This window comes from Enterobacter sp. E12, from assembly GCF_014596715.2.
GTDB lineage: Bacteria > Pseudomonadota > Gammaproteobacteria > Enterobacterales > Enterobacteriaceae > Enterobacter > Enterobacter bugandensis.
This window is the reverse complement of the sequence record NZ_CP115601.1, coordinates 1,129,870-1,155,750: the sequence shown is the minus strand read 5'-3', so window position 1 is coordinate 1,155,750 and position 25,881 is coordinate 1,129,870. Positions and strand designations below refer to the sequence as shown.

The window sequence follows — 25,881 nt, the reverse complement described above, 5'->3', positions numbered from 1 at the left end:
GGCGGGTTTTTAATGTTTTGTGCTACTAAATGCGTTGGCATTATCACTTTGTGCTATTTAAGCATTACGCACCGGCATAAAAACCGGTGCGTAATGATTACCATGCCAAATCAATTCACAAACTGCCGGAACAGGGCCTTGCCCTTTAACAATCGCGCCCCGAGCCAGCCCCCGCAGAGGGAGAGCAGCACCGCGCCGCAGAGAGGGAGTACTAGCCAGAGACGCCAGTCAGGCTCCCACGGGAAGTCGAAGACCTTTGTCTGCAGCACCGCCAGCGCCGTCTCCGCGCCAATCGCCGCGACCAGACCCGCCACCAGCCCAAGCAGCGCAAACTCGCTCCAGAGCGTCGCCCGCAGCAGCCGCTTACCCGCGCCGAGCGTGCGGTAGACTATCAGTTCCTGATGACGCTGGCGCATGCCCACCTGCACCTGAGCCAGCAGCAGCAATATGCCGCAGATTGTCACCAGCACCACCATCACCTCCAGCGCGCGGCTCACCTGCTCCAGCACCTGCCCGACCTGTTTGAGGATCGCGCCAATATCCAGCAGGCTCACCGTCGGGAACTCCCGGTTAAGCTGCGTCAGCATGCCGTTGCCGTTTTCCCAGCGGAAGCTGGTCAGCCAGCTCTGCGGCTGCCCGTCCAGCGCGCCCGGCGGGAAGATGAAGAAGAAGTTTGGCCGCAGGCTTTCCCAGTCCACTTTACGGAGGCTGGTGACTTTGGCGGTAAAATCCTGGGTATCTCCGGTGAAGGTCACGCTGTCCCCGAGCTTCACGTTCAGGCGCGTCGCCAGTCCCTCTTCCATCGACACCTCTCCCGCTTTCGGCGGCCAGCTACCGGCGGTAATCGGGTTATGGTCGGGACGTTTCTCCTGCCAGGTCAGGTTGAGTTCGCGGTTAAGCGACTCATCCTTGTTCCCCTCGGTTGACTGGCCGTTGATCTGCGTCAGACGCGCGCGGACGATGGGATAGAACGACTCGGGAATAATGTGATGCTCCGACAGGAAGCCCTTCAGCGGCGTCACCTGTTCCGGTGCGATGTTGATCAGGAAATAGTTCGGGCTTTCCGGCGGAAGCTGCTGCTGCCAGCGATCCAGCAGATCCCCGCGAAGCACGAGAAGCAGCGCCAGCAGCATAAACGACAGCGAAAAGGCCGACAGCTGGCTGAGCGTTGACCAGGGCTGATGCAGCAGGCGGTTGACCGCCAGCCGCACAGGCAGGGATTTTACCGTCAGCCTTTTCAGGACGTTGAGCAGTATCCAGCCCAGCACGCCGCACAGCAGCGCCAGTACCACCGCGCCAGCCAGCACGGCCCACAGCAGGGTGCTGCCGCCCATCAGCCAGGCCAGCAGCCCGACCGCAACAGCAATAATCGCCGGAAGATAGAACTTCAGCGGCCAGACGTTCGCCACCACATCATTGCGCAACACCCGCAGCGGCTGCGTCGCGAGCAGCAGGCGGTACGGGCGCAGCCCCACCAGCACCGAGATCACCGTCATCGCGCCCATCGCCCACAGCCACGGCCAGAGGCTTGCCGGGGGCAAAGCGGCCGGCAGCACCGGTTTCAGCATCACCATCAGCAGTTTTTCAAACAGCAGGCCTATTATTCCGCCGGTGAGCGCAGAGAGGGCCAGCAGCATCAGCCACTGACCGACGATCAGCTTGCGCAGCTGCGCCCGCCCCGCGCCGAGGGTTTTAAGGATCGCCACCAGGTCGTAGCGGCTGCGGCAGTAGTGCCCCATCGCCACGGCAACCGCCGCCACCGCCAGCAGCAGGGTTAACATCGCCGACAGCAGCAGGAACTGTTGGGAACGTTCGAGGGATTTGCCGAGCGCTCCTTCGTCCTGCTCCAGCCCGTACCAGCGATGTTCCGGCTTGAGCTGCGGCAGAAGCCATTTTTCATACGCCTCCAGCTGCGCGGGCGTGCCGCCAAACTTGTAGCGCCAGGTGACGCGACTTCCCGGCTGGACGGCGTTGGTTTTCGCGACATCGGCGGTGTTCATCAGCAGGCGCGGCGCGAGCTGGAACGGGTTAAAGCCGGAGTCGGGCTCCTGCACCACTTCCCCGGCGATTTTCAGAGTGGCATCGCCAACGTCAATACTGTCGCCGGGTTTCAGGTTGAGAAGTGCCATCAGGCGCGATGCCAGCAGCACCGTGCCGGGCGTCGGCTTTAGCCCCGGCGGGCTGGTTTGTAATTCCCCGTACATCGGGTAGATGTCATCCACGGCCTTCACGCTGGCGAGCTGCGGGGTGTCCCCCGCGAAGGTCATGGTCTGGAAGGTGAGCTGCTCCCCCACCTTTAGCCCTTCCTTGCGCGCTTCCTCAATCCAGCCAGGCGGCACAGGACGCGAGCTTTGCAGCGTCCGGTCCCCGGCCATAAATTCGCGGCTCTGCTGGCTGAGCCCTTTTTCCATACGGTCGCTGACGCTGCCGAGCGCCAGCACGCAGGCCACCGCCAGGCTTAACGCCAGCCAGACAATCAGCAGCGAGGGCGAGCGCCATTCGCGCCAGAACCAGCGGGCGATCATGCTTCCTCCTGAAGAATACCGTTCACCAGCCGCAGGCGGCGGTCGCAGCGGGCGGCCAGCTGCGGATCGTGGGTCACGAGGATCAGCGTGGTGCCATGTTCGCGGTTAAGCGAAAACAGCAGATCAGCAATTTTGTCGCCGGTTTTACGGTCAAGGTTGCCGGTGGGTTCATCGGCAAACAGCACTTCCGGGCGGCCATTAAACGCCCGCGCCAGCGCCACGCGCTGCTGCTCGCCGCCGGAAAGCTGTGCCGGAAGATGGTCGAGGCGCTTGCCCAGGCCGAGCTGTTCCAGCAGCGCCTTCGCATGCGTGCGGCTTTCGCGACTCTTTTCGCCGCGCAGCAGCGCCGGGAGCTCGACGTTTTCCAGCGCGTTCAGGGTCGGGATCAGCATAAAAGACTGAAAGACAAAACCGATATGCCGCGCGCGCAGCGCGGCTCGCGCCTCTTCATCAAGCTGGTGCAGCGGTTGCCCGACCAGGTGGACTTCGCCGCTGCTGCCGTCGTCCAGACCGGCCAGAATCGCCAGCAGCGTAGACTTGCCGGAACCGGATTCGCCAATCAGCGCGATGGTTTCGGCGCGTTTGACAACGAGTTCAACTCCGGTAAGGATTGAAAGCTCCTGCTCCCCCTGACCGACGGACTTCTTAAGACGATGAACTTCAACACTGTTTTCCGCTGGCATTTGCCCTTCCTGTTTTTGATGCTGATGACCTTCCGCGCGGCGGCAGCGGACACGTTACTGATTCTTGGCGACAGCCTGAGCGCGGGCTACCGCATGGCGGCCAGCGCGGCCTGGCCGGCTCTGCTCAATGACAAATGGCAAAGCAAGACGACCGTTATCAACGGCAGCATCAGCGGCGATACCTCGCAGCAGGGTCTGTCGCGCCTGCCTGCGCTGCTTAAGCAGCATCAACCGCGCTGGGTGCTGGTTGAGCTTGGCGGTAATGACGGCCTGCGTGGCTTCCAGCCGCAGCAAACCGAGCAAACGCTGCGCACCATTTTGCAGGACATCAAGGCGGCAAACGCCCAGCCGCTGCTGATGCAAATTCGCCTGCCCGCCAACTACGGTCGTCGGTATAATGAGGCCTTTAGCGCGATCTACCCTAAGCTTGCCAAAGAGTTTGATATTCCGCTCCTGCCATTTTTCATGGAAGAGGTCTATCTCAAACCTCAGTGGATGCAGGACGACGGTATCCACCCCAATCGCGATGCGCAGCCGTTTATTGCCGACTGGATGGCAACGCGGCTGGCTCCTTTAGTTAAACATGACTCGTAATTCAGCGGAGTTCCTGACAGGTAAAGTTATGCAAAAATCGGTCTTAATTACAGGATGTTCCAGCGGAATCGGCCTTGAAAGCGCGCTTGAACTAAAGCGCCAGGGATTTAGGGTGCTGGCAGCGTGCCGCAAGCCTGACGATGTCGAGCGCATGAACGGGCTGGGCTTTACCGGCATACAGCTGGATATGGACTCGCCGGAGAGCGTTGAACGCGCCGCCGACGAGGTGATAGCCCTGACCGAAGGCCGTCTGTACGGTCTCTTTAATAATGCCGGTTACGGCGTGTATGGCCCGCTGGATACGCTCTCGCGCGAAACGCTGGAGAAGCAGTTTTCAACCAATTTCTTTGGCGTCCATCAGCTCACCATGCGTCTGCTCCCGGCCATGCTGCCGCACGGCGAAGGGCGCATCGTGATGACATCGTCAGTGATGGGGCTGATTTCCACCCCGGGCCGCGGCGCCTACGCCGCCAGCAAATATGCGCTGGAAGCCTGGTCCGACGCCCTGCGCATGGAGCTGCGCCACAGCGGCATCAAGGTCAGCCTGATTGAACCCGGCCCGATCCGCACCCGCTTTACCGAAAACGTGAACCAGACCCAGGCGGACAAGCCGGTCGAAAACCCCGGCATCGCCGCACGTTTTACCCTCGGGCCAGAGGCGGTGGTTGCCAAAGTGCGCCATGCTTTTGAGAGCGAGCATCCCAAAATGCGCTATCCGGTGACGCTGGTCACCCATGCCGTCGGCTGGTTAAAGCGCCTGCTGCCGGGCAGGATAATGGACAAAATTTTGCACGGCTGAGTTGAAGCGACGACGCTCATCCCCATGTAAAGAGTAAACCGACAAAAGAGAAAGCCGCATGTCCGTACAGAATATCGTCAATATTACAGAAGCAAACCTGCAACAGGTCCTCGAACAGTCGATGGCTAAACCGGTGCTGTTCTACTTCTGGTCTGAGCGCAGCCAGCACTGTCTGCAGCTGACGCCGGTGCTGGAAAGCCTTGCCGCGCAGTACAACGGTCAGTTCATTCTGGCGAAACTGGACTGTGACGCCGAGCCGATGGTGGCGTCGCAGTTTGGTCTGCGCGCCATTCCAACCGTTTATCTGTTCCAGAACGGCCAGCCTGTCGATGGCTTCCAGGGCCCCCAGCCGGAAGAGGCGATTCGCGCCCTGCTGGATAAAGTGCTGCCGCGCGAAGAAGAGCTGAAAGCGCAGGAAGCGATGGTGTTGATGCAGGAAGGCAAATACGACGAGGCGCTGCCGCTGCTGAAAGAGGCGTGGCAGCTGTCGAACCAGGACAGCCAGATCGGCCTGCTGCTGGCGGAAACGCAGATCGCCCTGCACCGTTCAGAAGACGCGGAAGCCGTGCTCAAGACGGTACCAATGCAGGATCAGGATACTCGCTATCAGGGGCTGGTGGCGCAGATTGAGCTGCTAAAGCAGGCGGCGGACACTCCGGAAATTCAGCAGCTGCAGCAGCAGGTGGCCGACAACCCGGCGGATGCCGCGCTGGCAAGCCAGCTGGCGCTCCAGCTGCATCAGGTGGGACGTAACGAAGAGGCGCTGGAGCTGCTGTTCAGCCACCTGCAGAAAGATCTGGCTGCCGCAGACGGTCAGGCGCGCAAGATGTTCCAGGAGATCCTGGCCGCGCTGGGCACCGGAGACGCGCTGGCGTCGAAGTATCGTCGTCAGTTGTACGCGCTGCTCTACTAACAAAAAATGCCCGGTGGCGCTAACGCTTACCGGGCCTACAAAAAACCGATATTACCCCGTCTTTTTCAACGGCGTCACCACCAGCTGGTGGCGCGGGTTATAGAACTTCCGATAGGTCAGATAGCAAGCAATGATGGTTGACAGGCTCGCCGTGGAAAGCAGCATAAACGTCACCATGATCTGATACTTAATCGCTTTTACCGGATCGATACCGGCAAAGATCAGCCCCGACATCATGCCCGGCAGGCTCACAAGCCCCACCGTTTTGGCAGAATCCACGGTCGGGATCAGCGATGAGCGAATGCTCTCACGAATCAGCCGCGCTGAAGCCACTTTTGGCGTCGCCCCCAGGCTTAACTTCTCCTGCAGCTGCTGCTGTTCACTGCTGAAACGCTGGCCAAGGTTGTTGTAGCACAGGCCAACGGCCACCATGGCGTTTCCCGCAATCATCCCGGAGATAGGTATCACCTGCATCGGCGTAAACTCAATCGAGCCAGAGAGTACCAGCACCGCCAGGGTGAGCGCCGTCCCGGTGGTAATCGCGATAAATGACGAGATAAACGCCTTATCAATATATTTACTGCGTTTCTGCGCGTTCCACGCCGCGTTAAAGCAGATGAAGAGCACCATCAGCAGCGTCAGCACCGCGTGGTTGACGTTGAAAATATACTTCAGCACATAGCCGACGATGATGAGCTGAACCACCGCGCGGCAGATACTCCAGACAATATCTTTTTCCAGGCCCAGCTTTTCCCGGTAGCTGACGACGATAGCAATCAGCACCAGCACCATCGAAAACGCCAGAGATTCATTGGTAATGTTATGCTCACCCACGATTGGCCTCCTGCATTTTCCCGCCGTGCGGCTGGAGCGTAATCACGTCATCGGCATGGGTAATTTCGTTTGAGTCGTGCGTAACCCACAGCACGGCAATATTCTGCTCGCGGGCGTAACGATGAATAATCTCGTTGACGTTGCGTTTGTTGGCATCATCGAGCGCGCTGGTGATCTCATCCAGCAGCAATACCTTCGGTAAGAACTGCAGATTACGGATCAGCGAGACGCGCTGCTTTTCGCCGCCCGAGAGCTCACCGATGGATTTGGTCAGCGTCTCCTTCGCCAGGCCAAAACGGGCCAGATCGTCGATGAATTTTTCCGGCTCCGGCGTTTTATTGCGGATTTGCCACGGAAAAATCAGGTTATCAAAAACCGTGTCGCCAAAAAGCACGGGCGTTTGTACGCAATAGGAGACCTGCTGGCGATAGCTTTCCGGGGAAAGTGACGCAATATCCTGCCCTTCAAACAGAATGGTTCCCTCCGTTGGGCTCAGCAATGAGGCCACGATCTTCAGTAAGGTGCTTTTACCGCAGCCTGACGGCCCCGTTATCAGCTTGAACTCACCGGGGGAAAGGTTAAACCCGACATGCTGAAGGATCGTGTTATTTGCGACACGAAAGCCGACGTCCTTTATCTGCAAAACTGCATTTTCGTTGTTCATATTTTTTCCAGTAACTCCTGAGCGTTATTAGCATAATCCGTGCCGCACGTTCGTCACAACGCGTTTTAGCGCCCCCTTTCGCCACCAAGACTTCCGATTGTGTTTACCGTGCATTCATTAGACATGCTTTACACTTTCGCTTTACAGTTTACGCCGTGACCTTAGCGACACTTCCGTATCCCTGGTTTAGAACATTCGTTAAAGTGGTGTTAAGCTCTGCCCGCAACACAATAAGGAAGTACAAGAATGTCTAATATTCACACTTTTTATGAGTTCTCTGAACTTGAACCCGGCGTGAAAACCATCGATCAGCTTCTTGCCGCCATTGCTTCAGAATCCGTTACGGCTTATGTGTTCGGGGGAGAGCTTGTCCGGTTCGTTAAGGGCCTGCTGAAGATGAAGCCGGTCATTCAGCTGAAGAATTGCCGCTTTGCGTTTGATAACGGCACTCGCTTCGTTGAAATCGACGGCAGAGGGAATGTCAAAGAGTTCGAGCCGGGCAAGGTTCCGGCCTGGTTCCAGTCTCCCGGTGAGTTTGCCCGCGGCCAGTGGCTGGTCAACCATGATTTTGCGGACCTGATGACGCCGGAATTTATCCGCGCGTTTATCGAACGCTTCCCGGACGTAAGCAAACGACGCGAACACGCGAACCTGCTGTTCGATCTGCAGCTCAATAAGCTGGCGCCCGCGCAGCCCGCGGCGAAAAAGACAGGCAACGTTCAGGGCAAAACGACCAAACCCAAAGTCACCGATCTGCAGTCTTTCGAACTCTTCAGCCAGTTTTATGCGCGTATGAAAACGGCAGTCTGTGCAGACCAGTTCCCGACGCTTCAAATTCTGACGGGACACGACGCCGTCAACGACGCACCCACCTCTCTGAAGGGCGCGGTACGCACCTGGTTTAAAGGGATCACCGGTCAGCTTCCGCCGAACAACAAGCGCGTGGGCGCGGGCAATGCGGAACTGTTCTGCGCGCCGATCCGCGAGCAGCTGCGCCAGGTCGAAGAGATTGGGCTGGAGACCTTCTATCACGGCCTGTCGAAAGCCATCGCCGATGCGGGTGACGATGCGCTGATCGCTGACTTTACCTACAGCTATCACTAACGCTCTGCCCCGCCCGTCGGACGGGGCGAATTTTAGCCCATTAGCCGATATACTTACGAATAGCAAACACGCGCTTTTTCTCATCAAAGCATGCAAAACAGGAGGTTTTTATGCTCATCGTTGTTCCCGTCCTTATATTCGTTGCGCTGGTTATCGTGGGCGCAGGTGTCAAAATTGTCCCTCAGGGTTACCAGTGGACCGTCGAGCGCTTCGGCCGCTATACCAACACGCTGCAGCCCGGCCTGAGCCTGATTGTTCCGTTCATGGACCGGATTGGCCGCAAAATCAACATGATGGAGCAGGTGCTGGATATCCCCTCTCAGGAAGTGATCTCCAAAGATAACGCCAACGTTACCATTGATGCCGTCTGCTTTATTCAGGTGATTGATGCGCCGAAAGCGGCCTATGAGGTGAGCAACCTGGAGCTGGCGATCGTCAACCTGACGATGACCAATATCCGTACCGTGCTCGGCTCGATGGAGCTGGACGAAATGCTCTCCCAGCGCGACAGCATCAATACCCGCCTGCTGCACATTGTTGACGAGGCAACGAACCCGTGGGGGATCAAAGTCACCCGTATTGAGATCCGCGACGTGCGCCCACCGGCAGAGCTGATCGCCTCCATGAACGCGCAGATGAAGGCCGAGCGTACCAAGCGTGCCTATATTCTGGAAGCCGAAGGGGTCCGTCAGGCGGAGATCCTCAAAGCGGAAGGGGAAAAACAGTCGCAGATCCTGAAAGCCGAAGGCGACCGTCAGTCCGCGTTCTTACAGGCGGAAGCGCGTGAACGTTCCGCAGAAGCGGAAGCCCGTGCGACACAGATGGTCTCCGAGGCGATTGCCGCCGGTGATATCCAGGCCGTGAACTACTTCGTGGCGCAAAAATATACCGATGCGCTGAAAGAGATCGGCTCCGCGAACAACAGCAAAGTGGTGATGATGCCCCTGGACGCCAGCAGCCTGATGGGCTCTATCGCAGGGATCGCCGAACTGATCAAAGACAGCGGAAACGAGCGTAAAAAATGATTGAGCTCATCGTTGCACATCCTCATGCCTTCTGGCTAAGCCTCGGTGGCTTATTGCTGGCGGCGGAGATGCTTGGCGGCAACGGCTACCTGCTCTGGAGCGGTGTTGCCGCTGTCATTACGGGCCTGCTGGTCTGGATCCTTCCTCTGGGCTGGGCGTGGCAGGGCGCGCTGTTTGCCGTGCTGACGCTGGTTGCCGCCTGGCTGTGGTGGCGCTGGCTTAACCGTCAGGTCAAAGAGCAGAAACCGCTGGACGCGCATCTCAACCAGCGCGGACAGCAGATTGTCGGCAAGCGCTTTACGCTTGACGCCGCGCTGGTGAACGGGCGCGGGCACATGCGCGTGGGCGACAGCTCGTGGCCGGTGGTGGCCGACGACGACCTCAGCGCCGGAACGCAGGTTGAGGTCATTGCGGTGGAAGGGATTACGCTGCGGGTAAAAGCCTGCTAGACGTGGGTTTTGCGATGGCAGCAGCCGGCAAGATTATCAATAATCGGGCAGTCGGCGCTGTCATCACCCGGACAGGATTCCGCCAGCTGCAGCAGCTGTTCGCGCATCGCCTGTAGCTCGATGATGTGGCGCTCGATCTCCGCCACTTTTTCCAGCGTGCGTTTTTTCACGTCCGCGCTGTGGCGCTTCGGATCGTTAAACAGGTTAACCAGCTCGCCGCACTCTTCCAGGTTAAACCCCACCTGTCTTGCCTGGCGCAGCAGCGTCAGCTCATCGAGATGCAGCTGCGTGTAGCTGCGGTAGCCGTTTTCACTGCGCAGCGGTGGCGTTACCAGCCCCTTCTCTTCATAAAAGCGGATCGCCTTGCTGGTTAAGCCGGTTTTTTTTGCCACGTCACTGATATTCACATTTCCCCCTTGACCTTCCCCTTGATGGAAGGTTTAACCTTCATAACAGTTAGCGAAAAGCGTTACTCCGGTCAACAACTGACCAATATATTATACGGGAGTTTTGTTATGTCTCACACTATCGACCTGACGCTGGACGGCCTCTCCTGCGGCCACTGCGTCAAACGCGTTAAAGAAAGCCTGGAACAGCGTCCTGACGTTGAAAGCGCTGAAGTGACTATCGACCATGCCGCCGTGACCGGCAGCGCCAGCGCGGACGCGCTGATTGATACTATTAAACAGGCCGGTTATGGGGCGGAGTTAAGCCACCCAAAGGCTAACCCGCTGGCAGAGTCATCATCCCCGTCGGAAGCACTGACAGCGGCCACTCCTGAGCTTCCGGCAGCGGATGATATTGATGACAGCCAACAGCTGCTGATCAACGGCATGAGCTGCGCCAGCTGCGTCTCCCGCGTGCAGAACGCCCTGCAGGCGGTACCGGGCGTCGCACAGGCACGGGTCAACCTTGCGGAGCGTACTGCGCTGGTGATGGGCAGTGCCTCCGCCGCAGATTTAGTGCAGGCCGTGGAAAAAGCGGGCTACGGGGCGGAGGCCATCGAAGATGATGCCGAGCGCCGCGAACGCCAGCAGGAAACGGCTATTGCCACCATGAAGCGCTTCCGCTGGCAGGCGATCGTCGCCCTGCTGGTCGGTATTCCGGTGATGGTGTGGGGCATGATGGGTGACAACATGATGGTCACCGCAGACAACCGCACGCTGTGGCTGGTGATTGGTTTAGTTACCCTTGCGGTCATGGTCTTTGCGGGTGGGCATTTTTATACCAGCGCCTGGAAGAGCCTGAAAAACCGCACGGCGACGATGGATACGCTGGTTGCGCTCGGTACCGGCGCGGCGTGGCTTTACTCCATGAGCGTGAACGTCTGGCCCCAGTGGTTCCCGATGGAAGCCCGCCATCTCTATTATGAAGCCAGCGCCATGATTATCGGCCTGATTAACCTGGGCCACATGCTGGAAGCGCGCGCTCGTCAGCGCTCCTCGAAAGCGCTGGAACGCTTGCTCGATTTAACCCCGCCGACGGCCCGCGTGGTCACGGACGATGGGGAAAAAAGCGTCCCGCTGGCTGAGGTACAGCCGGGCATGACGCTGCGCCTGACCACCGGCGACCGGGTGCCCGTCGACGGTGAAATCAATCAGGGCGACGCCTGGCTGGATGAAGCGATGTTGACCGGGGAGCCGATCCCCCAGCAAAAATCACAGGGCGATGCGGTTCATGCCGGTACGGTAGTGCAGGACGGCAGCGTGCTGTTCCGCGCCAGTGCCGTCGGTAGCCACACCACGCTGTCGCGTATTATCCGCATGGTCCGCCAGGCCCAGAGCAGCAAGCCGGAGATTGGCCAGCTTGCTGACAAAATCTCGGCCATTTTTGTGCCGGTAGTGATCGGCATTGCTCTGCTGAGCGCGGCGATCTGGTATTTCTTCGGCCCGGCACCGCAGATTGTCTACACCCTGGTCATCGCCACCACGGTGCTGATCATCGCCTGTCCGTGCGCTCTTGGCCTGGCGACGCCGATGTCGATTATCTCCGGCGTGGGCCGTGCCGCCGAGTTTGGCGTGCTGGTCCGTGATGCGGATGCCCTGCAGCGGGCGAGCACCCTGGATACGATTGTCTTTGATAAAACCGGTACGCTGACCGAAGGCAAACCGCAGGTAGTGGCCGTGAGCACCGCAGGCATTGCGCAAGAGGATGCGCTGCGCCTTGCCGCCGCGCTGGAGCAAGGTTCCAGCCACCCGCTGGCCCGCGCCATTCTCGACAAAGCGGGCAATGCAGCCCTGCCGCAGGTCAGCAATTTCCGTACCCTGCGCGGGCTTGGCGTCAGCGGTGAAGCCGACGGCCACGCGCTGCTGCTGGGTAACCAGGCGCTGCTGAATGAAAACGGTGTTGATACGTCCGCGCTGGAAGAAGAGCTGAAAGCACAGGCGTCTCGGGGCGCCACCCTGGTTCTGCTGGCGGTGGATGGCAAAGCCGCCGCGCTGCTGGCCGTGCGCGATCCGCTTCGCCAGGACAGCGTGGATGCCTTACAGCGCCTGCACCGCGCGGGCTATCGCCTGGTGATGCTGACCGGGGATAACCCGACCACCGCCAACGCCATCGCAAAAGAGGCCGGTATTGATGAGGTGATTGCGGGCGTGCTGCCGGACGGCAAAGCGGATGCCATCAAGAACCTGCAAAGCCAGGGTCGCCAGGTGGCGATGGTGGGCGACGGCATCAACGACGCCCCGGCGCTGGCCCAGGCGGACGTAGGGATAGCCATGGGGGGCGGGAGCGATGTCGCCATCGAAACCGCGGCCATCACGCTGATGCGCCACAGCCTGATGGGCGTGGCCGACGCCCTGGCCATTTCGAAAGCTACGTTGCGCAACATGAAGCAGAACCTGCTCGGGGCGTTCGTCTATAACTCGCTCGGTATTCCGGTTGCTGCCGGCATTTTGTGGCCGCTGACCGGCACCCTGCTGAACCCGGTGGTTGCGGGTGCGGCGATGGCACTCTCCTCCATTACCGTGGTGAGCAATGCCAACCGTCTGCTGCGGTTTAAACCGAAGGATTGAACCTTGTTCTCGTACGCGCTAGCATGACCCTTTCCGGTCATGGAGCGCGTATGAGTCTGTTTAATCGTATAAAAGCATCGTTTCGCGCCCTCTTCCCCCGCCGCTATGCCTGGCCCGGCCTGGATATTTCGCTTCCTGGCGGGCAACACCTGCACCTGGTCGGCAGCATCCATATGGGCACGCAGGGAATGTCTCCTCTGCCATCCGGTCTGATAAAACGCCTGAAGCGCGCCGACGCGCTGGTCGTCGAGGCGGACATTTCCGGCCACGAGTCGCCGTTTGCCGGGCTTGAAAGCGATCTCCCGCTGGCGGAGCGCCTGAACGACGACCAGCTCGCGGAGCTGAGGCGCGTGGCGGCAGAAACCGGCGTGTCGCTCTCCATGATTGACACCCTGCCGCTGTGGCAAATTGCAATGGTGCTGCAGGCCACGCAGGCGCAGCGTCTGGGCCTGCGCGGTGACTACGGCATTGATTACCAGCTGCTGAACGTGGCGCGGGCGCGCCGTATGCCCATCATCGAGCTTGAAGGGACGGACAGCCAGATTGCGCTCCTGCGCCAGCTTCCTGACGACGGTCTGATGCTGCTGAATGATACCCTGACCCACTGGCACACCAACGCGCGTCTGCTGCAAACCATGATTGGCTGGTGGCTGGATGCGCCGCCCGCGGACGGTAAGCTGGCGCTACCGTCGACGTTCAGTGAATCGCTTTATGATGTGCTGATGAATGCGCGCAACAAAGCCTGGCGAGAGACGCTGCATGCTTTACCTGCGGGGGAGTACGTGGTCGCGGTCGGGGCGCTGCATTTATACGGCGAAGGGAATTTGCCGTCGCTGTTGAAATAAAAAAATGGCCAATATCTCTATTGGCCCGTCAAAGAGGAATTTCATCGTTTTTATTATACCGAAGTGACCTTCGGCTGAGCCGATTGTCGCTCAAAGTGACCATCACTGCCAACACTATTGCGCAAGATGGTGCTATTTTTTAGACAAACGTCAGGCGTATGCTGGCTGCATGAATTGTCTGTCGTAAGAAGGATAGCTATGACTCCCGCCGTTAAATTACTCGAAAAAAACAATATTTCTTTCCGGATCCATACCTACGATCACGATCCGAACGAAACCAACTTTGGTGATGAAGTGGTGCGCAAGCTGGGGCTGAACGCTGACCAGGTCTATAAAACGCTGCTGGTCGCGGTGAATGGCGATATGAAGCACCTCGCCGTGGCGGTAACGCCCGTTGCCGGACAGCTCGATCTCAAAAAGGTAGCGAAAGCGCTGGGGGCGAAAAAGGTCGATATGGCGGACCCGATGGTTGCGCAACGCACCACGGGCTATCTGGTGGGCGGGATCAGCCCGCTCGGACAGAAAAAACGCCTGCCGACGCTGATCGATGCGCCTTCGCAGGAATTTGAGACGATCTATATTTCGGGCGGTAAACGCGGGCTGGATATTGAACTGGCCGCGGGCGATCTGGCGAAAATGCTGGATGCGAAGTTTGCGGATATTGCCCGCCGGGAGTAAAAAAGCCGGGTGGCGGCTACGAGGTAAAAGCAAAACGGTAACAGGCGTTACCGTTTTTTGTGTTCGCGCCCTCTCCCGGTGGGAGAGGGTTGGAGTGAGGACATCAGGCCGCACAACACTACTGCCAGCTCACCTCACCTTTCGGCTCATAGGCATTCACGTCAATCGGCGAATTCTGCTCGATGTACTGCTTCAGCACTTCCGCATCAATAAAACCGGTGTTTACGTAGCCCGGTTTATTATCGATGTGCGGATAGCCGTCGCCGCCGGTGGCGTTAAAGCTTAACGTCGCCAGACGGTAGGTTTTCGCCGGATCGACCGGCTCGCCTTTGATTTTCAGATCGTTGAGCTTGCCGTCCTTCGCCACAAAGCTGACGTTGGCAAACTGCGGATAGGCACCCGAGTCCGGCTTCATCTGCGCCACGGCGGTCAAGTAGTCAACGACCTCTCTCCCGCTCATATCCGCATACACCACCACGTTGCCGAACGGCTGCACCTTCAGCACGTCTTTATAGGTGATGTTTCCGCCTTCGATGGAGTCACGAATGCCGCCGCCGCTCATCACGCCGAAGTCCGCATTCGTGCGCGCCATCTGCGCCGCCAGCACCAGATGGCCCATGTTGGTCTGCACGAAGCGGACTTTACTGCGGTCCCCTTCCAGACGACCGTTCAGCGTGCCGATTTTCACCTCCAGCTGCGCCTTGCCTTTGTTCTGGAACGGCGTCAGCAGGGAGAGCATCTGCTGGTTTTCAGCAATCTCTGGCGTGTAAAGTACGCGCTCGCTTTTCCCGTCCGGGTAGGTGACTTTCTTCTTCAGGTTCACCGGGATGAGCTGATAGCGCACCAGCTTCATCTCACCGTTACGAAACTCAAAGTCCGCCCGCCCCACGTATTTACCCCACTCGTGGGCCTGCACAATCCAGATCCCGTTCTGACGATCTGGCGCACACGGCGTGCCCGGCACGTAGTCCACCTGCTTTTTGTTCTCCGACGCCATGCACACCGGATCCTGCGAGTGACCGCCCACAATCATCGCCAGCGAGCCCGCTGGCAGGCTGCGCGCCATCTCCACGTCGCCGGGCGCATTGGAGCCGTGCTCGCCGTTATCGTAGTGTCCCATGTGGGTAGTGGCGATAATCACGTCCGGCTTTTCGTTCTGCTGCAGCTCCTGAATCACCAGCTTCGCTTCGTCTGCCGGTTTGCGGAATTCGATATCGGTGAAGAACTCAGGGTTACCGATTTTTGCCGTATCGTCGGTGGTTAAGCCGATGACCGCAATTTTGAGACCCTGACGCTTAAACAGCGCCCACGGTTTAAACAGACGTTCGCCGGTGCTTTTCTGGTAAATATTGGCGGAGAGGAACGGGAATTTGGACCATTTCTCCTGCTGGCGCAGCACGCTCAGCGGATTATCAAACTCGTGGTTGCCGACGGCCATCGCGTCGTAACCGATTAAATTCATGCCGCGGAAATCGGGTTCAGCATCCTGTAAATCCGATTCCGGCACGCCGGTATTAATATCCCCGCCTGAGAGCAACAGCACGCTGCCGCCCTGGGCCGCCACCTCTTTGCGAATGCCGTCCACCAGCGTTTTTTGCGCCGACAGACCATACTCGCCGTATTCACTGCGCCAGAAATGACCGTGATGATCGTTGGTATGCAGAATGGTGATTTTATAGGTTTTATCTTTTTCATACGCCTGCGCGGGCAGGCTTGCCAGGCCCCATGCGGCAATAAGCGCCAGCGCGACGCCCCGCTTCATTAACTTCATCTTCTCTCTCCCTGACCAATAGACAAAGGCAAAAATTACAGTGACTAACAAGAATAGACAAATAAGTTTTCAGAATTGCGACTTTCTTCAAATGTCACGGACGAGTATGTTAGTCGGATAATAATTACTCCCTGCATCTCTAATAACAAATTGACGTGGTATTTATGGCAATCAGTGAATCAACCCAGCCCGCTCCGGGCGCGCCGGCGTCGCGCACCTCTTTTAAAGTTTTAGGCGCAATCAGCCTCTCGCACCTGCTCAACGACATGATCCAGTCGTTGATTCTGGCGATCTACCCGCTGCTGCAGTCCGAGTTTTCGTTAACCTTCGTACAGATCGGGATGATCACCCTGACCTTCCAGCTGGCCTCGTCGCTGCTGCAGCCGGTGGTGGGTTACTGGACGGATAAATACCCGATGCCGTGGTCGCTGCCGATAGGCATGTGCTTTACCTTAAGCGGGCTGGTGCTGCTGGCCATGGCAGGCAGTTTTGAAGCGGTTCTGCTCGCCGCCGCGCTGGTGGGAACCGGCTCGTCCGTCTTCCATCCGGAATCGTCCCGCGTGGCGCGTATGGCCTCCGGTGGCCGTCACGGGCTGGCGCAGTCACTCTTCCAGGTAGGGGGCAACTTCGGTAGCTCCCTCGGCCCGCTGCTGGCGGCGGTGATTATCGCCCCGTATGGCAAAGGCAATGTGGCCTGGTTTGTGCTGGCCGCCCTGCTCGCCATTGTCGTGCTGGCACAAATCAGCCGCTGGTACGCCGCCCAGCATCGCGTGAACAAGGGGAAACCTAAAGCGAAGGTTATCAATCCCCTGCCTCGTAATAAGGTCATTCTTGCGGTTTCCGTGCTGCTGGTGCTGATTTTCTCCAAATACTTCTATATGGCGAGCATTAGCAGCTATTACACCTTTTATCTAATGCAAAAATTCGGATTATCGGTACAAAACGCGCAGTTTCACCTGTTTGCTTTCCTCTTCGCGGTGGCCGCAGGAACGGTCATTGGCGGGCCGGTGGGGGATAAAATTGGCCGTAAATATGTCATTTGGGGCTCTATCCTCGGGGTGGCGCCGTTTACCCTTATTTTGCCGTACGCAAGTCTGGAATGGACCGGGATTTTAACCGTGATAATCGGTTTTATCCTCGCCTCCGCGTTTTCCGCCATCCTGGTCTATGCTCAGGAGCTGCTGCCGGGCCGTATAGGTATGGTTTCCGGGCTCTTTTTCGGTTTCGCCTTTGGGATGGGCGGCCTTGGCGCAGCCGTATTAGGGATGGTTGCGGATCACACCAGCATCTTCCTGGTTTACAAAATTTGCGCTTTCCTGCCGCTTCTTGGGATGTTGACCATATTCCTGCCTGATAATCGTCATAAAGCGTGATTTACGGGTAGCTAAAGTTATGCTTTGGCTACCCTCCCCCCTTATGCGATAAGGGTTTCCTCTTCATCCCCACTCTGAATTTATCAATATGCGCCTTTTTAATCGCATATTGCCGTTTTATTCAAACTTCAACAATTATTCATAAACATAAGGGCAAAAATTGTCATAAACTATTACCTGGCTTTTTGGTATTCACGCCAAAAATGGAACACTCACCACGAAAGGAGACGGAATGCACCACGCCACACCGCTTATTACCACCATTGTTGGTGGACTTGTGCTCGCTTTTATCCTTGGCATGATTGCCAATAAGCTGCGTATTTCTCCTCTTGTCGGCTATTTGTTAGCGGGTGTACTGGCGGGGCCTTTCACGCCAGGCTTCGTGGCGGATACCAAACTGGCGCCAGAGCTGGCGGAACTGGGCGTGATCCTGCTGATGTTTGGCGTCGGTCTGCATTTTTCGCTGAAGGACCTGATGGCGGTAAAGTCGATCGCCATACCCGGAGCGATCGCCCAGATAGGGGTGGCGACGCTGCTGGGCATGGCGCTTTCGGCAGTGCTGGGCTGGTCGCTGATGACCGGCATCGTCTTTGGGCTGTGCCTCTCCACCGCCAGTACCGTGGTGCTGCTGCGCGCGCTTGAAGAGAGGCAGTTGATAGACAGCCAGCGCGGGCAAATCGCGATTGGCTGGCTGATTGTAGAAGATCTGGTGATGGTGTTGACGCTGGTGCTGCTGCCTGCCGTCGCCGGGATGATGGAAAAAGAGAACATCGGCTTCGCCTCGCTGGCGCTGGATATGAGCATCACCATCGGTAAGGTGGTGGCCTTTATCGCCATCATGATGCTGGTGGGCCGCCGTCTGGTGCCGTGGATCATGTCCCGCAGCGCGGCGACCGGCTCCCGCGAGCTGTTTACGCTCTCCGTCCTTGCGCTGGCGCTGGGCATCGCCTTTGGCGCCGTTGAGCTGTTTGATGTCTCCTTTGCCCTGGGGGCGTTCTTCGCCGGGATGGTGCTGAACGAGTCCGAGCTGAGCCACCGCGCGGCGCACGATACCCTGCCGCTGCGCGATGCGTTTGCCGTGTTGTTCTTCGTCTCCGTCGGGATGCTGTTCGATCCGCTGGTGCTGATCCAGCAGCCGCTGGCCGTGCTGGGCACGCTGGCGATCATTATTTTTGGTAAGTCGCTCGCGGCTTTCTTCCTGGTGCGAATGTTCGGCCACTCCCCGCGCACGGCGCTGACCATTGCCGCCAGCCTGGCGCAGATTGGCGAGTTCGCCTTTATTCTGGCCGGTCTGGGCATGGCCCTAAACCTGCTGCCACAGGCGGGGCAAAATCTGGTGCTGGCGGGGGCAATCCTCTCCATCATGCTAAACCCGGTATTGTTTGCCCTGCTGGAAAAATACCTCGAGAAGACCGAAACCCTCGAAGAGCAGACGCTGGAAGAGGCAACGGAAGAAGAGAAGCAGATCCCGGTGGATATTTGTAATCACGCCCTGCTGGTGGGCTTTGGCCGCGTCGGCAGCCTGCTCGGCGAGAAGCTGATGGCGCAGGGGATCCCGCTGGTGGTGATTGAGACGTCACGCACCCGCGTGGATGAGCTTCGCGAGCGCGGGATTCGTGCGGTGCTGGGCAATGCGGCGAACGAAGAGATCATGGAGCTGGCGCATCTGGACTGCGCCCGCTGGCTGCTGCTGACCATTCCAAACGGTTATGAAGCGGGTGAGATTGTGGCCTCCGCGCGTGAGAAGTGCCCCGGTATTGAGATCATTGCCCGAGCGCACTATGACGACGAGGTGGAGTACATTACCGAGCGCGGCGCGAATCAGGTGGTGATGGGCGAGCGTGAGATTGCGAACACCATGCTGACGCTGCTGACGAAGCCGCCAGTTGAAGAGGCGGTTACGGGGTAAGTTTGCTGCGGCCTGATGCCCTCACCCTGGCCCTCTCCACAGGGAGAGGGAACAAATACTAAAAACGGCAACCACAGGTTGTAATGCCAGTCAGTTAAGCAACTGACTGGCTTTTTTTCGGGGCTGTGGGGTATCTCCAGGGCCTTTCCTTTACCACCCTCGGGAAGGCCCTTTCCCTTCTTGTCGGCAACTTTACCAGTTGCGCCATGCTTTCAAGATCACGCATCAGCTCCGGGATACGCCCTGGTGAAGCGCCCTGCAGCGTCATCAGCATTCTCATGACCATGCCGCATGATTCTGAGAAGCTCAGCTGATTCGGCCAGTATCCTTTCAGATGGCCCGCCATTTTAATCATCTGATATCGCACCAGATTATACGCCAGTAACACGCCCCATAACTCCTGCTCCACAAGCTCCGGCTTTTTACTCCTCAGCGTCAGCCTGCTCAGTTGCATCGTTTGTTTTATCTCCCTGTACCCCAGCTCTATTTCCCAGCGATGGCTGTACAGGTCTGCCATTTCTCCTCCGGGATAGCGCATGGCGTCCGTCATCGACGTCAGCAGATGGCTGGTTTTCCCTTTGCGCGTTACGGTCAGCAGGCGGGCTGTCATCTCATCTCCCAGACCCGGCCATTTTTTTCGTGCCTGTGGGCTGGTTTTCAGCTTCACCAGATAGTCGCCTTTACCCAGCTTTCTGACCTCTTCATACTGTGCTCCCTTTCTGAGCGGGAGCATCCAGTGACGGTGTTCTCCCGCCTGGCTCCACGCATTCAGCAGCCCCAGCGAGTAATAGCCTTTATCCATTAACGTCAGGGTGTTATCGCCGGTCTGCTCTATCAGTTGCTCCGCGAGCTCATTTTCGCTGTTTTTCATCGTGCCGAAGGCCGCTGCCGTCAACAGATGGCTGGTCAGTTCCATCTGGCAGACCATTTTTACCTGCGGGTAGAGTGCCGGGTTTCCGCCATGCGTCTGGCGGGGAAAGGCGCTATCGTTTTCCGGCGTATCCGGTGTGCGCCAGAACACACCATCGATGGCCAGCAGTGTCAGGCCGCACCAGTGCGGATGCGGTGTGGCGTTATGCCAGAGCTGCGCTGTTTGCGTGAACACGCGGCGGATGGCTTCGCTTCCCAGCCGCTGACGGGCCTGGATCACGGCACTGGGGGCAACGAACGGACGGTTGCCGGGTAACATGATATCCAGCCGGTTAACTATCTGATGAACCGGCTCCTTACGCTCAAGGGCCATACCGATAATGCACCAGACCATCATTTCCAGAGGAAGGCGCCGTTTGCGTAACGTGACGGTGCCGGATTCTTCAAGGCAGCGGGAAATCAGTTCCGGGTCAAGATAGTCGCCCAGAGAAGTCAGAGGGTTACGCAGAGAATCGTAACGTGATACCAGATCAAGAGCCTGTCCAATGTGCATAAAAAAATCCGGAAACGGGTAAACATTTCCGGATTCTTACACAGCCACTGGATCGGTCAACCGATCCTTAACTGATCGGCATTACAACCACAGGTTGCCGTTTTGCTTTTACCTGTCCCAGTACGACTCTTCGAGGCTGTCTTCTCGTTCCGGCAGTCCACGCGTTAAGCGTGGAGAATGCTGGTTCAGCACCTGGTAGCTCACGCGGTTCGCGTACTTGCACACCTGCGCCAGCGACGAATAGGTCAGCCAGCTGAACTTGTGCTTGCTGGAGTTCGGCACGTTAGTTTTGTGATAGGCGTTCGCGGTAATGTCATGCAGCAGCGCGGCCAGCGCGCCGTCGCCCGCGCCGTTAGTGTTCATGATCTTCTCCGGCCCGCCCATATACGGCGCAATGTGGGAGTAGATACGCAGCGGATTCACGCAGTCTTTGTGGCGCATGCCGCGGCTGAACTCGTACTGGTTGAACTCCGCAATCGCCCCCGGCAGCAGCGGGTGCTGGGTTTTGCGCTTGCTCTCTTCTTCCGTGAACCCCGCCATATACAGCCCAACCGGACCCGCGGTGCAGAGCACCAGATCCACCCAATCCAACGCTTTGTCGGACGCCAGTAGCGGATCGCTTTCACCGGTAAGCGCCTCGGCCTCTTCTTCGTTCATCGCCAGAATGGAGACGTGCTCTTTCAGGAAGGTCTGCCACCACTCCGGGTTATCGGCAATCACGAATTTGGTGCCCAGCGTCAGAACGACGGGCACGTCGTACTTTTTCGCGTACTCAATCGCCTTCATGGTCGCCTCAGGCATCGGCTCGCCCGGCTTGCAGCGCACCAGGTAGGAGGTCAGCACCAGCGCAGACGCGCCCGCGATCACCTCTTCGGGAATGCTTTCCGCGCGCAGCTTGTTCATGTGGCCCGGGCTGATGGCAAAGGTACGCTCGCCGGATTCGCCGATCAGCGTAAAGCAGCGGCCAATCGGCCCGTCTACGCCCTGGAGATAGTTAAGATCGGTGCGGCTGGAGGTGTTACACAGGTAGCGGTAGGCGTAGCCACCGATTTCGATATTGCTGCACATCACGCCGAGCAGCACCGAGCGGTCATCTGCCAGCACCGAGTAGTTGTGCATGGTGTTGCCGATGGTGCCGCCAGCGAACTGATGGGTAATCAGATTTTCGCGCACCAGCTCCTGGTACAGCGCTTCGGCAACGTCGTCCTCAATCACCAGCGAGTGACCGGCGCTCAGACCGTAACGGGCGACAAACTCATCATCCACTTTCGCTTCAATGTCCACCAGCGTCTGGTCGATACCGACAACCCAGGCCGCGCTGGTTTCATTTTCAGGCTGGATTTGCTGCAGAAGCGGATCGCGGGCATCGACGGGAAAGTAGTGTTTGGATTTGCGTTTACCGGGAAATTTCATGGTCTGAACTGTACGAAGAATATGGGCCGGGAATGGTAGCACAAACCCGGCCCGGAGTGCGATCAGCGGCTGTTCGTCACCAGCGAGACCATCATGTCGATATGCTCAGGCGAGTCGTTAAGCGCCGGAATGTACTCATACTTTTCGCCGCCGGCCTCAAGGAAAAATTCCCGGTTTTGCACCGCGATCTCCTCCAGCGTTTCAAGGCAGTCCGCCGAGAAGCCCGGCGACATCACCTGAATGTGCTTCACGCCCTTCTCGCCGAGCATTTTGAGGGTTTCATCGGTGTACGGCGTCAGCCACGGCTCGCGGCCAAAGCGCGACTGGAAGGTCATCATCACCTTCTCCGGCGGCAGGCCAAGGGCGGAGACCAGCTCGCGGGTGGTATCGCGGCAGCGCTGGGGGTAATCATCCCCTTCATTGGCGAAACGTTGCGGAATACCGTGATAGGAGAGCAGCAGCAGATCCGGTTCGCCGTGCTTTTCAAACGATGCTCGGGCGCTGTTGGCAAGCGCCTTAATGTAGAGATCGTTATCCGCATAATCGCGAATAAAGGTCACGCCCGGAATGCGGCGACGCGTCTTCAGAATACGCGCCAGCTCGTCCCAGACGGCGGCCACCGTCGAGCAGGAGTACTGCGGATACAAGGCCAGCACAACGATATGATCCACGCCCTGTGCCAGCAGCGCGTCGACGGCGCTTTCCAGAGAAGGTTTACCGTAGCTCATGCCGAGTGCGACGGGCATATCCGGCAGACGGGCGGCCAGCGCTTTTTCCTGACGACGGCTGTACACCATCAGCGGCGAGCCCTCTTCCATCCAGACGGACTGATAAAGTTTGGCAACGCGCGGAGAGCGAATCGGCAGAATGACGCCACGCAGCAGCGGCCACCACAGCAGTCTCGGAAAATCCACGACGCGCGTGTCGCTTAAAAATTGTCGCAGGTAGCGTTTTACCGCCGCTGGAGTGGGTGCTTCTGGGGTGCCCAGATTGGCAAGCAGGATGCCGGTTTTCGCCTGACTCATTCACGCCTCTTAACCATTTGATAGGTTGTCAATTGTAGCGGAAATGCGTTTAAACGAAACCCATTGCTGTAATAGGTAAGATGAGAATATTTCTCACCCGGAAACCCGGGTGAGAGGCGCGTGATTAGCCGAGGATTTTTTCCAGCTCTGCACGTACGTCAGCCACGGCTTTGGTGCCGTCAACTTTGGCGTATTTGGTGTTACCCGCCTGCGCTTCTTTGGTGTAGTAGCCAATCAGCGGCGCGGTCATCTGATGGTATTCCACCAGGCGTTTACGCACGGTCTCTTCCTGATCGTCTTTACGGGTGGTCAGCTCTTCGCCGGTCACGTCGTCTTTGCCTTCAACCTTAGGCGGGTTGAATTTGATGTGGTAAACGCGGCCAGAGGCAGCGTGCACGCGACGGCCAACGATACGGTCAACGATCAGCTCGTCCGGTACGTCGAACTCCAGCACGTAGTCCACGTTGATGCCCGCTTCTTTCATGGCGTCAGCCTGAGGAATGGTGCGCGGGAAGCCGTCCAGCAGGAAACCGTTACGGCAGTCTTCCTGCGCAATGCGCTCTTTAACCAGCGCGATAACCAGCTCGTCGGTTACCAGCTTGCCTGCGTCCATGATGTCTTTCGCTTGTTTACCCAGCTCGGAGCCAGATTTTACAGCGGCGCGCAGCATGTCACCGGTGGAGATTTGCGGAATACCGTATTTCTCCATGATGAACTGAGCCTGAGTTCCTTTACCCGCGCCCGGAGCGCCAAGCAGAATAATACGCATTGCGAAAATCCCCTCAAATGTCGTTTCAATTTTTCAAAAGCGCTAAACAATACCACCAGAACGGGCGTGGCTCAAGGAAGGCGGGAAGGCTGAAACGGTTAATGGGGGGAGATAATTTGGGAGAGTGCGGTCTGGTGCCCTCACCCCGGCCCTCTCCCACGGGGAGAGGGAGAAGACCAGGGGAGACGTGGTCAGTTACGCCAGCAGCAGCGCATTCACACGTTTAATGAACAGGTTAGGATCTTCCAGGGTGCCGCGCTCGGCCAGCAGGGACTGATCCAGCAGGAGTTCAACCCACTCGGCAAAGCGAGCTTCATCCTGGGTATCCGCCGCGCGTTTCACCAGCGGATGATCCGGATTAAGCTCAAAGATATATTTCACTTCCGGCACGGCCTGGCCCGCCGCGGCGAACAGCTTCGCCATCTGGGTGCTCATTTCGTCCGCATCGGTGGTGACAATCGCCGGAGTATCGGTCAGACGGTGCGTAAAGCGCACCTCTTTCACGCGGTCGCCCAGCAGGGTTTTGACACGCTCAACGAACGGCTCCAGCGCCTTCTCGGCTTCTTTCGCGCTTTCGTCCACTTCATCCGCCAGCTTGTCGATGGACTCGTCGGCTTTGGCAACGGACTGGAACACCTTACCGTCGAACTCGGTCAGGTAGTTCATCATCCACTCGTCAATGCGGTCAGAAAGCAGCAGCACTTCGATGCCTTTCTTACGCAGCAGCTCCAGGTGCGGGCTGCTCTTCGCTGCCGCATAGCTGTCGGCGGTGATGTAGTAGATCTTCTCCTGTCCTTCCTTCATGCGGGAGACGTACTCTTCCAGCGACACGGTCTGGGCGGAGGAGTCAGTGTGCGTTGAGGCGAAGCGCAGCAGTTTGGCGATGGTTTCAACGTTCGCCATGTCTTCAGCCGGGCCTTCTTTCAGCACCAGGCCGAACTGTTTCCAGAAGGTCTGGTATTTTTCCGCGTCGTCTTTCGCCAGTTTTTCCAGCATCTGCAACGCACGTTTGGTCAGAGCGTTACGCAGATTACGGGTAACGGTGCTGTCCTGGAGGATTTCACGGGAGACGTTCAGCGGCAGATCGTTGGAGTCTATCAGGCCACGAACAAAGCGCAGGTAGTTCGGCATGAACTGCTCGGCGTCGTCCATGATGAAGACGCGCTGCACGTACAGCTTCAGGCCGTGCTTGTGATCGCGGTTCCACATGTCCCACGGTGCCTGTGCCGGGATATACAGCAGGCTGGTGTACTCCTGCTTCCCTTCCACGCGATTGTGGCTCCAGGTCAGCGGGTCGGTAAAGTCGTGAGCGATGTGCTTATAAAACTCGTTGTACTCGTCGTCTTTGATTTCAGCCTTGTTACGCGTCCACAGCGCCTGCGCCTTGTTGATTTTCTCCCAGGAAACAACGGTTTCACCGTCTTTCTCTTCCTGTTTTTCAATCTCTACCGGCAGCGCGATGTGGTCGGAATATTTGCTGATGATGGAGCGTACGCGCCAGTCGTTCAGGAAATCATCTTCGCCTTCGCGCAGGTGGAGGGTGATTTCGGTGCCGCGATCCGCTTTGGTGATGTCATCAACGGTGTATTCGCCTTCCCCTTTGGATTCCCACAGCACGCCGTTCTCGGCGCTGTCGCCCGCCGCGCGGGTGCGCACGGTGACTTTGTCCGCCACGATGAACGCCGAGTAGAAGCCTACGCCGAACTGGCCAATCAGCTGGCTGTCTTTCGCCTGGTCAGAGCCCATGGACTCCAGAAACGCTTTGGTGCCGGATTTCGCGATGGTCCCGAGGTGGTCGATCACCTCGTCGCGGTTCATCCCGATGCCGTTATCGGCAATCGTCAGGGTGCGGTTCTCTTTGTTGAAAGAGACGCGCACGCGCAGCTCGCCGTCGCCTTCGTACAAATCCGGGTTAGACAGCGCGCGGAAGCGCAGCTTGTCCGCCGCATCGGAGGCGTTGGAAATCAGCTCACGCAGGAAAATTTCTTTGTTGGAATACAGGGAATGGATCATCAGGTGCAGAAGCTGTTTTACTTCTGACTGGAAACCACGGGTTTCTTGTCCTTTCATC

Annotated in this window: 22 protein-coding genes; 11 read left to right on the top strand and 11 right to left on the bottom strand. The window is 58.0% G+C overall.

Going from position 1 to position 25,881, the window contains the following annotated elements:
• Positions 1-110 precede the first annotated feature (110 nt).
• The gene (ybbP, locus tag IB212_RS05450) at positions 111-2,525 is read right to left on the bottom strand and encodes a putative ABC transporter permease subunit YbbP (RefSeq protein WP_041911042.1); all 2,415 of its coding nucleotides are present in this window, start codon (positions 2,523-2,525) and stop codon (positions 111-113) included.
• Entirely contained in the window at positions 2,522-3,208 is a 687-nt protein-coding gene (gene ybbA / locus IB212_RS05445) for a putative ABC transporter ATP-binding protein YbbA (protein WP_041912055.1), read from the bottom strand. Before ybbA ends, ybbP begins: the two co-directional genes overlap by 4 nt.
• Between ybbA and tesA the strand changes: the two genes are divergently transcribed.
• Genes tesA through IB212_RS05430 form a run of 3 tightly spaced genes read left to right on the top strand, consistent with a single transcriptional unit; the run spans position 3,179 to position 5,514 of the window.
• Positions 3,179-3,802 (top strand): multifunctional acyl-CoA thioesterase I/protease I/lysophospholipase L1, encoded by a 624-nt coding sequence (gene tesA / locus IB212_RS05440; RefSeq protein ID WP_041911043.1) that lies wholly within the window; start codon positions 3,179-3,181, stop codon positions 3,800-3,802. The genes ybbA and tesA overlap by 30 nt on opposite strands.
• Positions 3,792-4,601, top strand: a complete 810-nt coding sequence (locus IB212_RS05435; RefSeq protein ID WP_102863616.1) for an SDR family oxidoreductase — start codon at positions 3,792-3,794, stop codon at positions 4,599-4,601. Before tesA ends, IB212_RS05435 begins: the two co-directional genes overlap by 11 nt.
• A 58-nt stretch (positions 4,602-4,659) precedes the next feature.
• The gene (locus IB212_RS05430) at positions 4,660-5,514 is read left to right on the top strand and encodes a co-chaperone YbbN (protein WP_041911045.1); all 855 of its coding nucleotides are present in this window, start codon (positions 4,660-4,662) and stop codon (positions 5,512-5,514) included.
• A gap of 51 nt (positions 5,515-5,565) precedes the next feature.
• On the opposite strand, the gene fetB is transcribed toward IB212_RS05430, so the two are convergent.
• Positions 5,566-6,348, bottom strand: a complete 783-nt coding sequence (fetB, locus tag IB212_RS05425; protein WP_041911046.1) for an iron efflux ABC transporter permease subunit FetB — start codon at positions 6,346-6,348, stop codon at positions 5,566-5,568.
• Positions 6,341-7,012 carry an iron efflux ABC transporter ATP-binding subunit FetA gene (fetA, locus tag IB212_RS05420; RefSeq protein WP_041911047.1) on the bottom strand — a complete coding sequence of 224 codons (672 nt, stop codon included), beginning with the start codon at positions 7,010-7,012 and terminating at the stop codon, positions 6,341-6,343. Before fetA ends, fetB begins: the two co-directional genes overlap by 8 nt.
• A gap of 246 nt (positions 7,013-7,258) precedes the next feature.
• On the opposite strand from fetA, the gene IB212_RS05415 reads away from it, so the two are divergent.
• The 3 genes from IB212_RS05415 to IB212_RS05405 all read left to right on the top strand — a co-directional run bounded on the left by IB212_RS05415 (position 7,259) and on the right by IB212_RS05405 (position 9,590).
• Positions 7,259-8,116, top strand: a complete 858-nt coding sequence (locus IB212_RS05415; protein WP_041911048.1) for a hypothetical protein — start codon at positions 7,259-7,261, stop codon at positions 8,114-8,116.
• A 110-nt stretch (positions 8,117-8,226) separates the two neighbouring features.
• The gene (locus IB212_RS05410; RefSeq protein ID WP_008499312.1) at positions 8,227-9,141 is read left to right on the top strand and encodes an SPFH domain-containing protein; all 915 of its coding nucleotides are present in this window, start codon (positions 8,227-8,229) and stop codon (positions 9,139-9,141) included.
• Complete coding sequence (locus tag IB212_RS05405) at positions 9,138-9,590, top strand: NfeD family protein (protein ID WP_028012207.1); 453 nt, start codon at positions 9,138-9,140, stop codon at positions 9,588-9,590. Before IB212_RS05410 ends, IB212_RS05405 begins: the two co-directional genes overlap by 4 nt.
• On the opposite strand, the gene cueR is transcribed toward IB212_RS05405, so the two are convergent.
• The gene (cueR, locus tag IB212_RS05400) at positions 9,587-9,997 is read right to left on the bottom strand and encodes a Cu(I)-responsive transcriptional regulator (protein ID WP_028012206.1); all 411 of its coding nucleotides are present in this window, start codon (positions 9,995-9,997) and stop codon (positions 9,587-9,589) included. The genes IB212_RS05405 and cueR overlap by 4 nt on opposite strands.
• A gap of 108 nt (positions 9,998-10,105) precedes the next feature.
• Between cueR and copA the strand changes: the two genes are divergently transcribed.
• The 3 genes from copA to ybaK all read left to right on the top strand — a co-directional run bounded on the left by copA (position 10,106) and on the right by ybaK (position 14,127).
• On the top strand, positions 10,106-12,604 hold the full coding sequence (gene copA, locus IB212_RS05395; protein WP_041911049.1) for a copper-exporting P-type ATPase CopA: 2,499 nt from the start codon (positions 10,106-10,108) through the stop codon (positions 12,602-12,604).
• A 50-nt stretch (positions 12,605-12,654) separates the two neighbouring features.
• Positions 12,655-13,449 (top strand): TraB/GumN family protein, encoded by a 795-nt coding sequence (locus tag IB212_RS05390; protein WP_041911050.1) that lies wholly within the window; start codon positions 12,655-12,657, stop codon positions 13,447-13,449.
• Positions 13,450-13,647: 198 nt separating this feature from the next.
• Positions 13,648-14,127 (top strand): Cys-tRNA(Pro)/Cys-tRNA(Cys) deacylase YbaK, encoded by a 480-nt coding sequence (gene ybaK / locus IB212_RS05385; RefSeq protein WP_008499307.1) that lies wholly within the window; start codon positions 13,648-13,650, stop codon positions 14,125-14,127.
• Positions 14,128-14,245: 118 nt separating this feature from the next.
• Here the strand turns inward: ybaK and ushA are convergent, their stop codons facing one another.
• On the bottom strand, positions 14,246-15,898 hold the full coding sequence (ushA, locus tag IB212_RS05380) for a bifunctional UDP-sugar hydrolase/5'-nucleotidase UshA (RefSeq protein WP_041911051.1): 1,653 nt from the start codon (positions 15,896-15,898) through the stop codon (positions 14,246-14,248).
• Positions 15,899-16,062: 164 nt separating this feature from the next.
• Here ushA and IB212_RS05375 point away from each other — a divergent pair, with 164 nt between their 5' ends.
• On the top strand, positions 16,063-17,271 hold the full coding sequence (locus IB212_RS05375; RefSeq protein WP_028012201.1) for an MFS transporter: 1,209 nt from the start codon (positions 16,063-16,065) through the stop codon (positions 17,269-17,271).
• Between the two features lie 232 nt (positions 17,272-17,503).
• Positions 17,504-19,180: a YbaL family putative K(+) efflux transporter gene (gene ybaL / locus IB212_RS05370; protein ID WP_041911052.1), complete on the top strand. Its 1,677-nt coding sequence runs from the start codon at positions 17,504-17,506 to the stop codon at positions 19,178-19,180.
• A 94-nt stretch (positions 19,181-19,274) separates the two neighbouring features.
• Here the strand turns inward: ybaL and IB212_RS05365 are convergent, their stop codons facing one another.
• The 5 genes from IB212_RS05365 to htpG all read right to left on the bottom strand — a co-directional run bounded on the left by IB212_RS05365 (position 19,275) and on the right by htpG (position 25,880).
• A complete protein-coding gene (locus tag IB212_RS05365) occupies positions 19,275-20,603 on the bottom strand; it encodes an IS4 family transposase (protein ID WP_409033779.1) in 1,329 nt (442 codons plus the stop codon).
• Positions 20,604-20,711: 108 nt separating this feature from the next.
• Positions 20,712-22,016 carry an inosine/guanosine kinase gene (gsk, locus tag IB212_RS05360; RefSeq protein ID WP_041911053.1) on the bottom strand — a complete coding sequence of 435 codons (1,305 nt, stop codon included), beginning with the start codon at positions 22,014-22,016 and terminating at the stop codon, positions 20,712-20,714.
• Positions 22,017-22,078: 62 nt separating this feature from the next.
• Positions 22,079-23,041 (bottom strand): ferrochelatase, encoded by a 963-nt coding sequence (hemH, locus tag IB212_RS05355; protein ID WP_041911054.1) that lies wholly within the window; start codon positions 23,039-23,041, stop codon positions 22,079-22,081.
• A gap of 124 nt (positions 23,042-23,165) precedes the next feature.
• Positions 23,166-23,810 carry an adenylate kinase gene (gene adk, locus IB212_RS05350; protein WP_006809841.1) on the bottom strand — a complete coding sequence of 215 codons (645 nt, stop codon included), beginning with the start codon at positions 23,808-23,810 and terminating at the stop codon, positions 23,166-23,168.
• A 195-nt stretch (positions 23,811-24,005) separates the two neighbouring features.
• The gene (gene htpG / locus IB212_RS05345; protein WP_041911055.1) at positions 24,006-25,880 is read right to left on the bottom strand and encodes a molecular chaperone HtpG; all 1,875 of its coding nucleotides are present in this window, start codon (positions 25,878-25,880) and stop codon (positions 24,006-24,008) included.
• Between the last annotated feature and the right edge of the window lies 1 nt (position 25,881).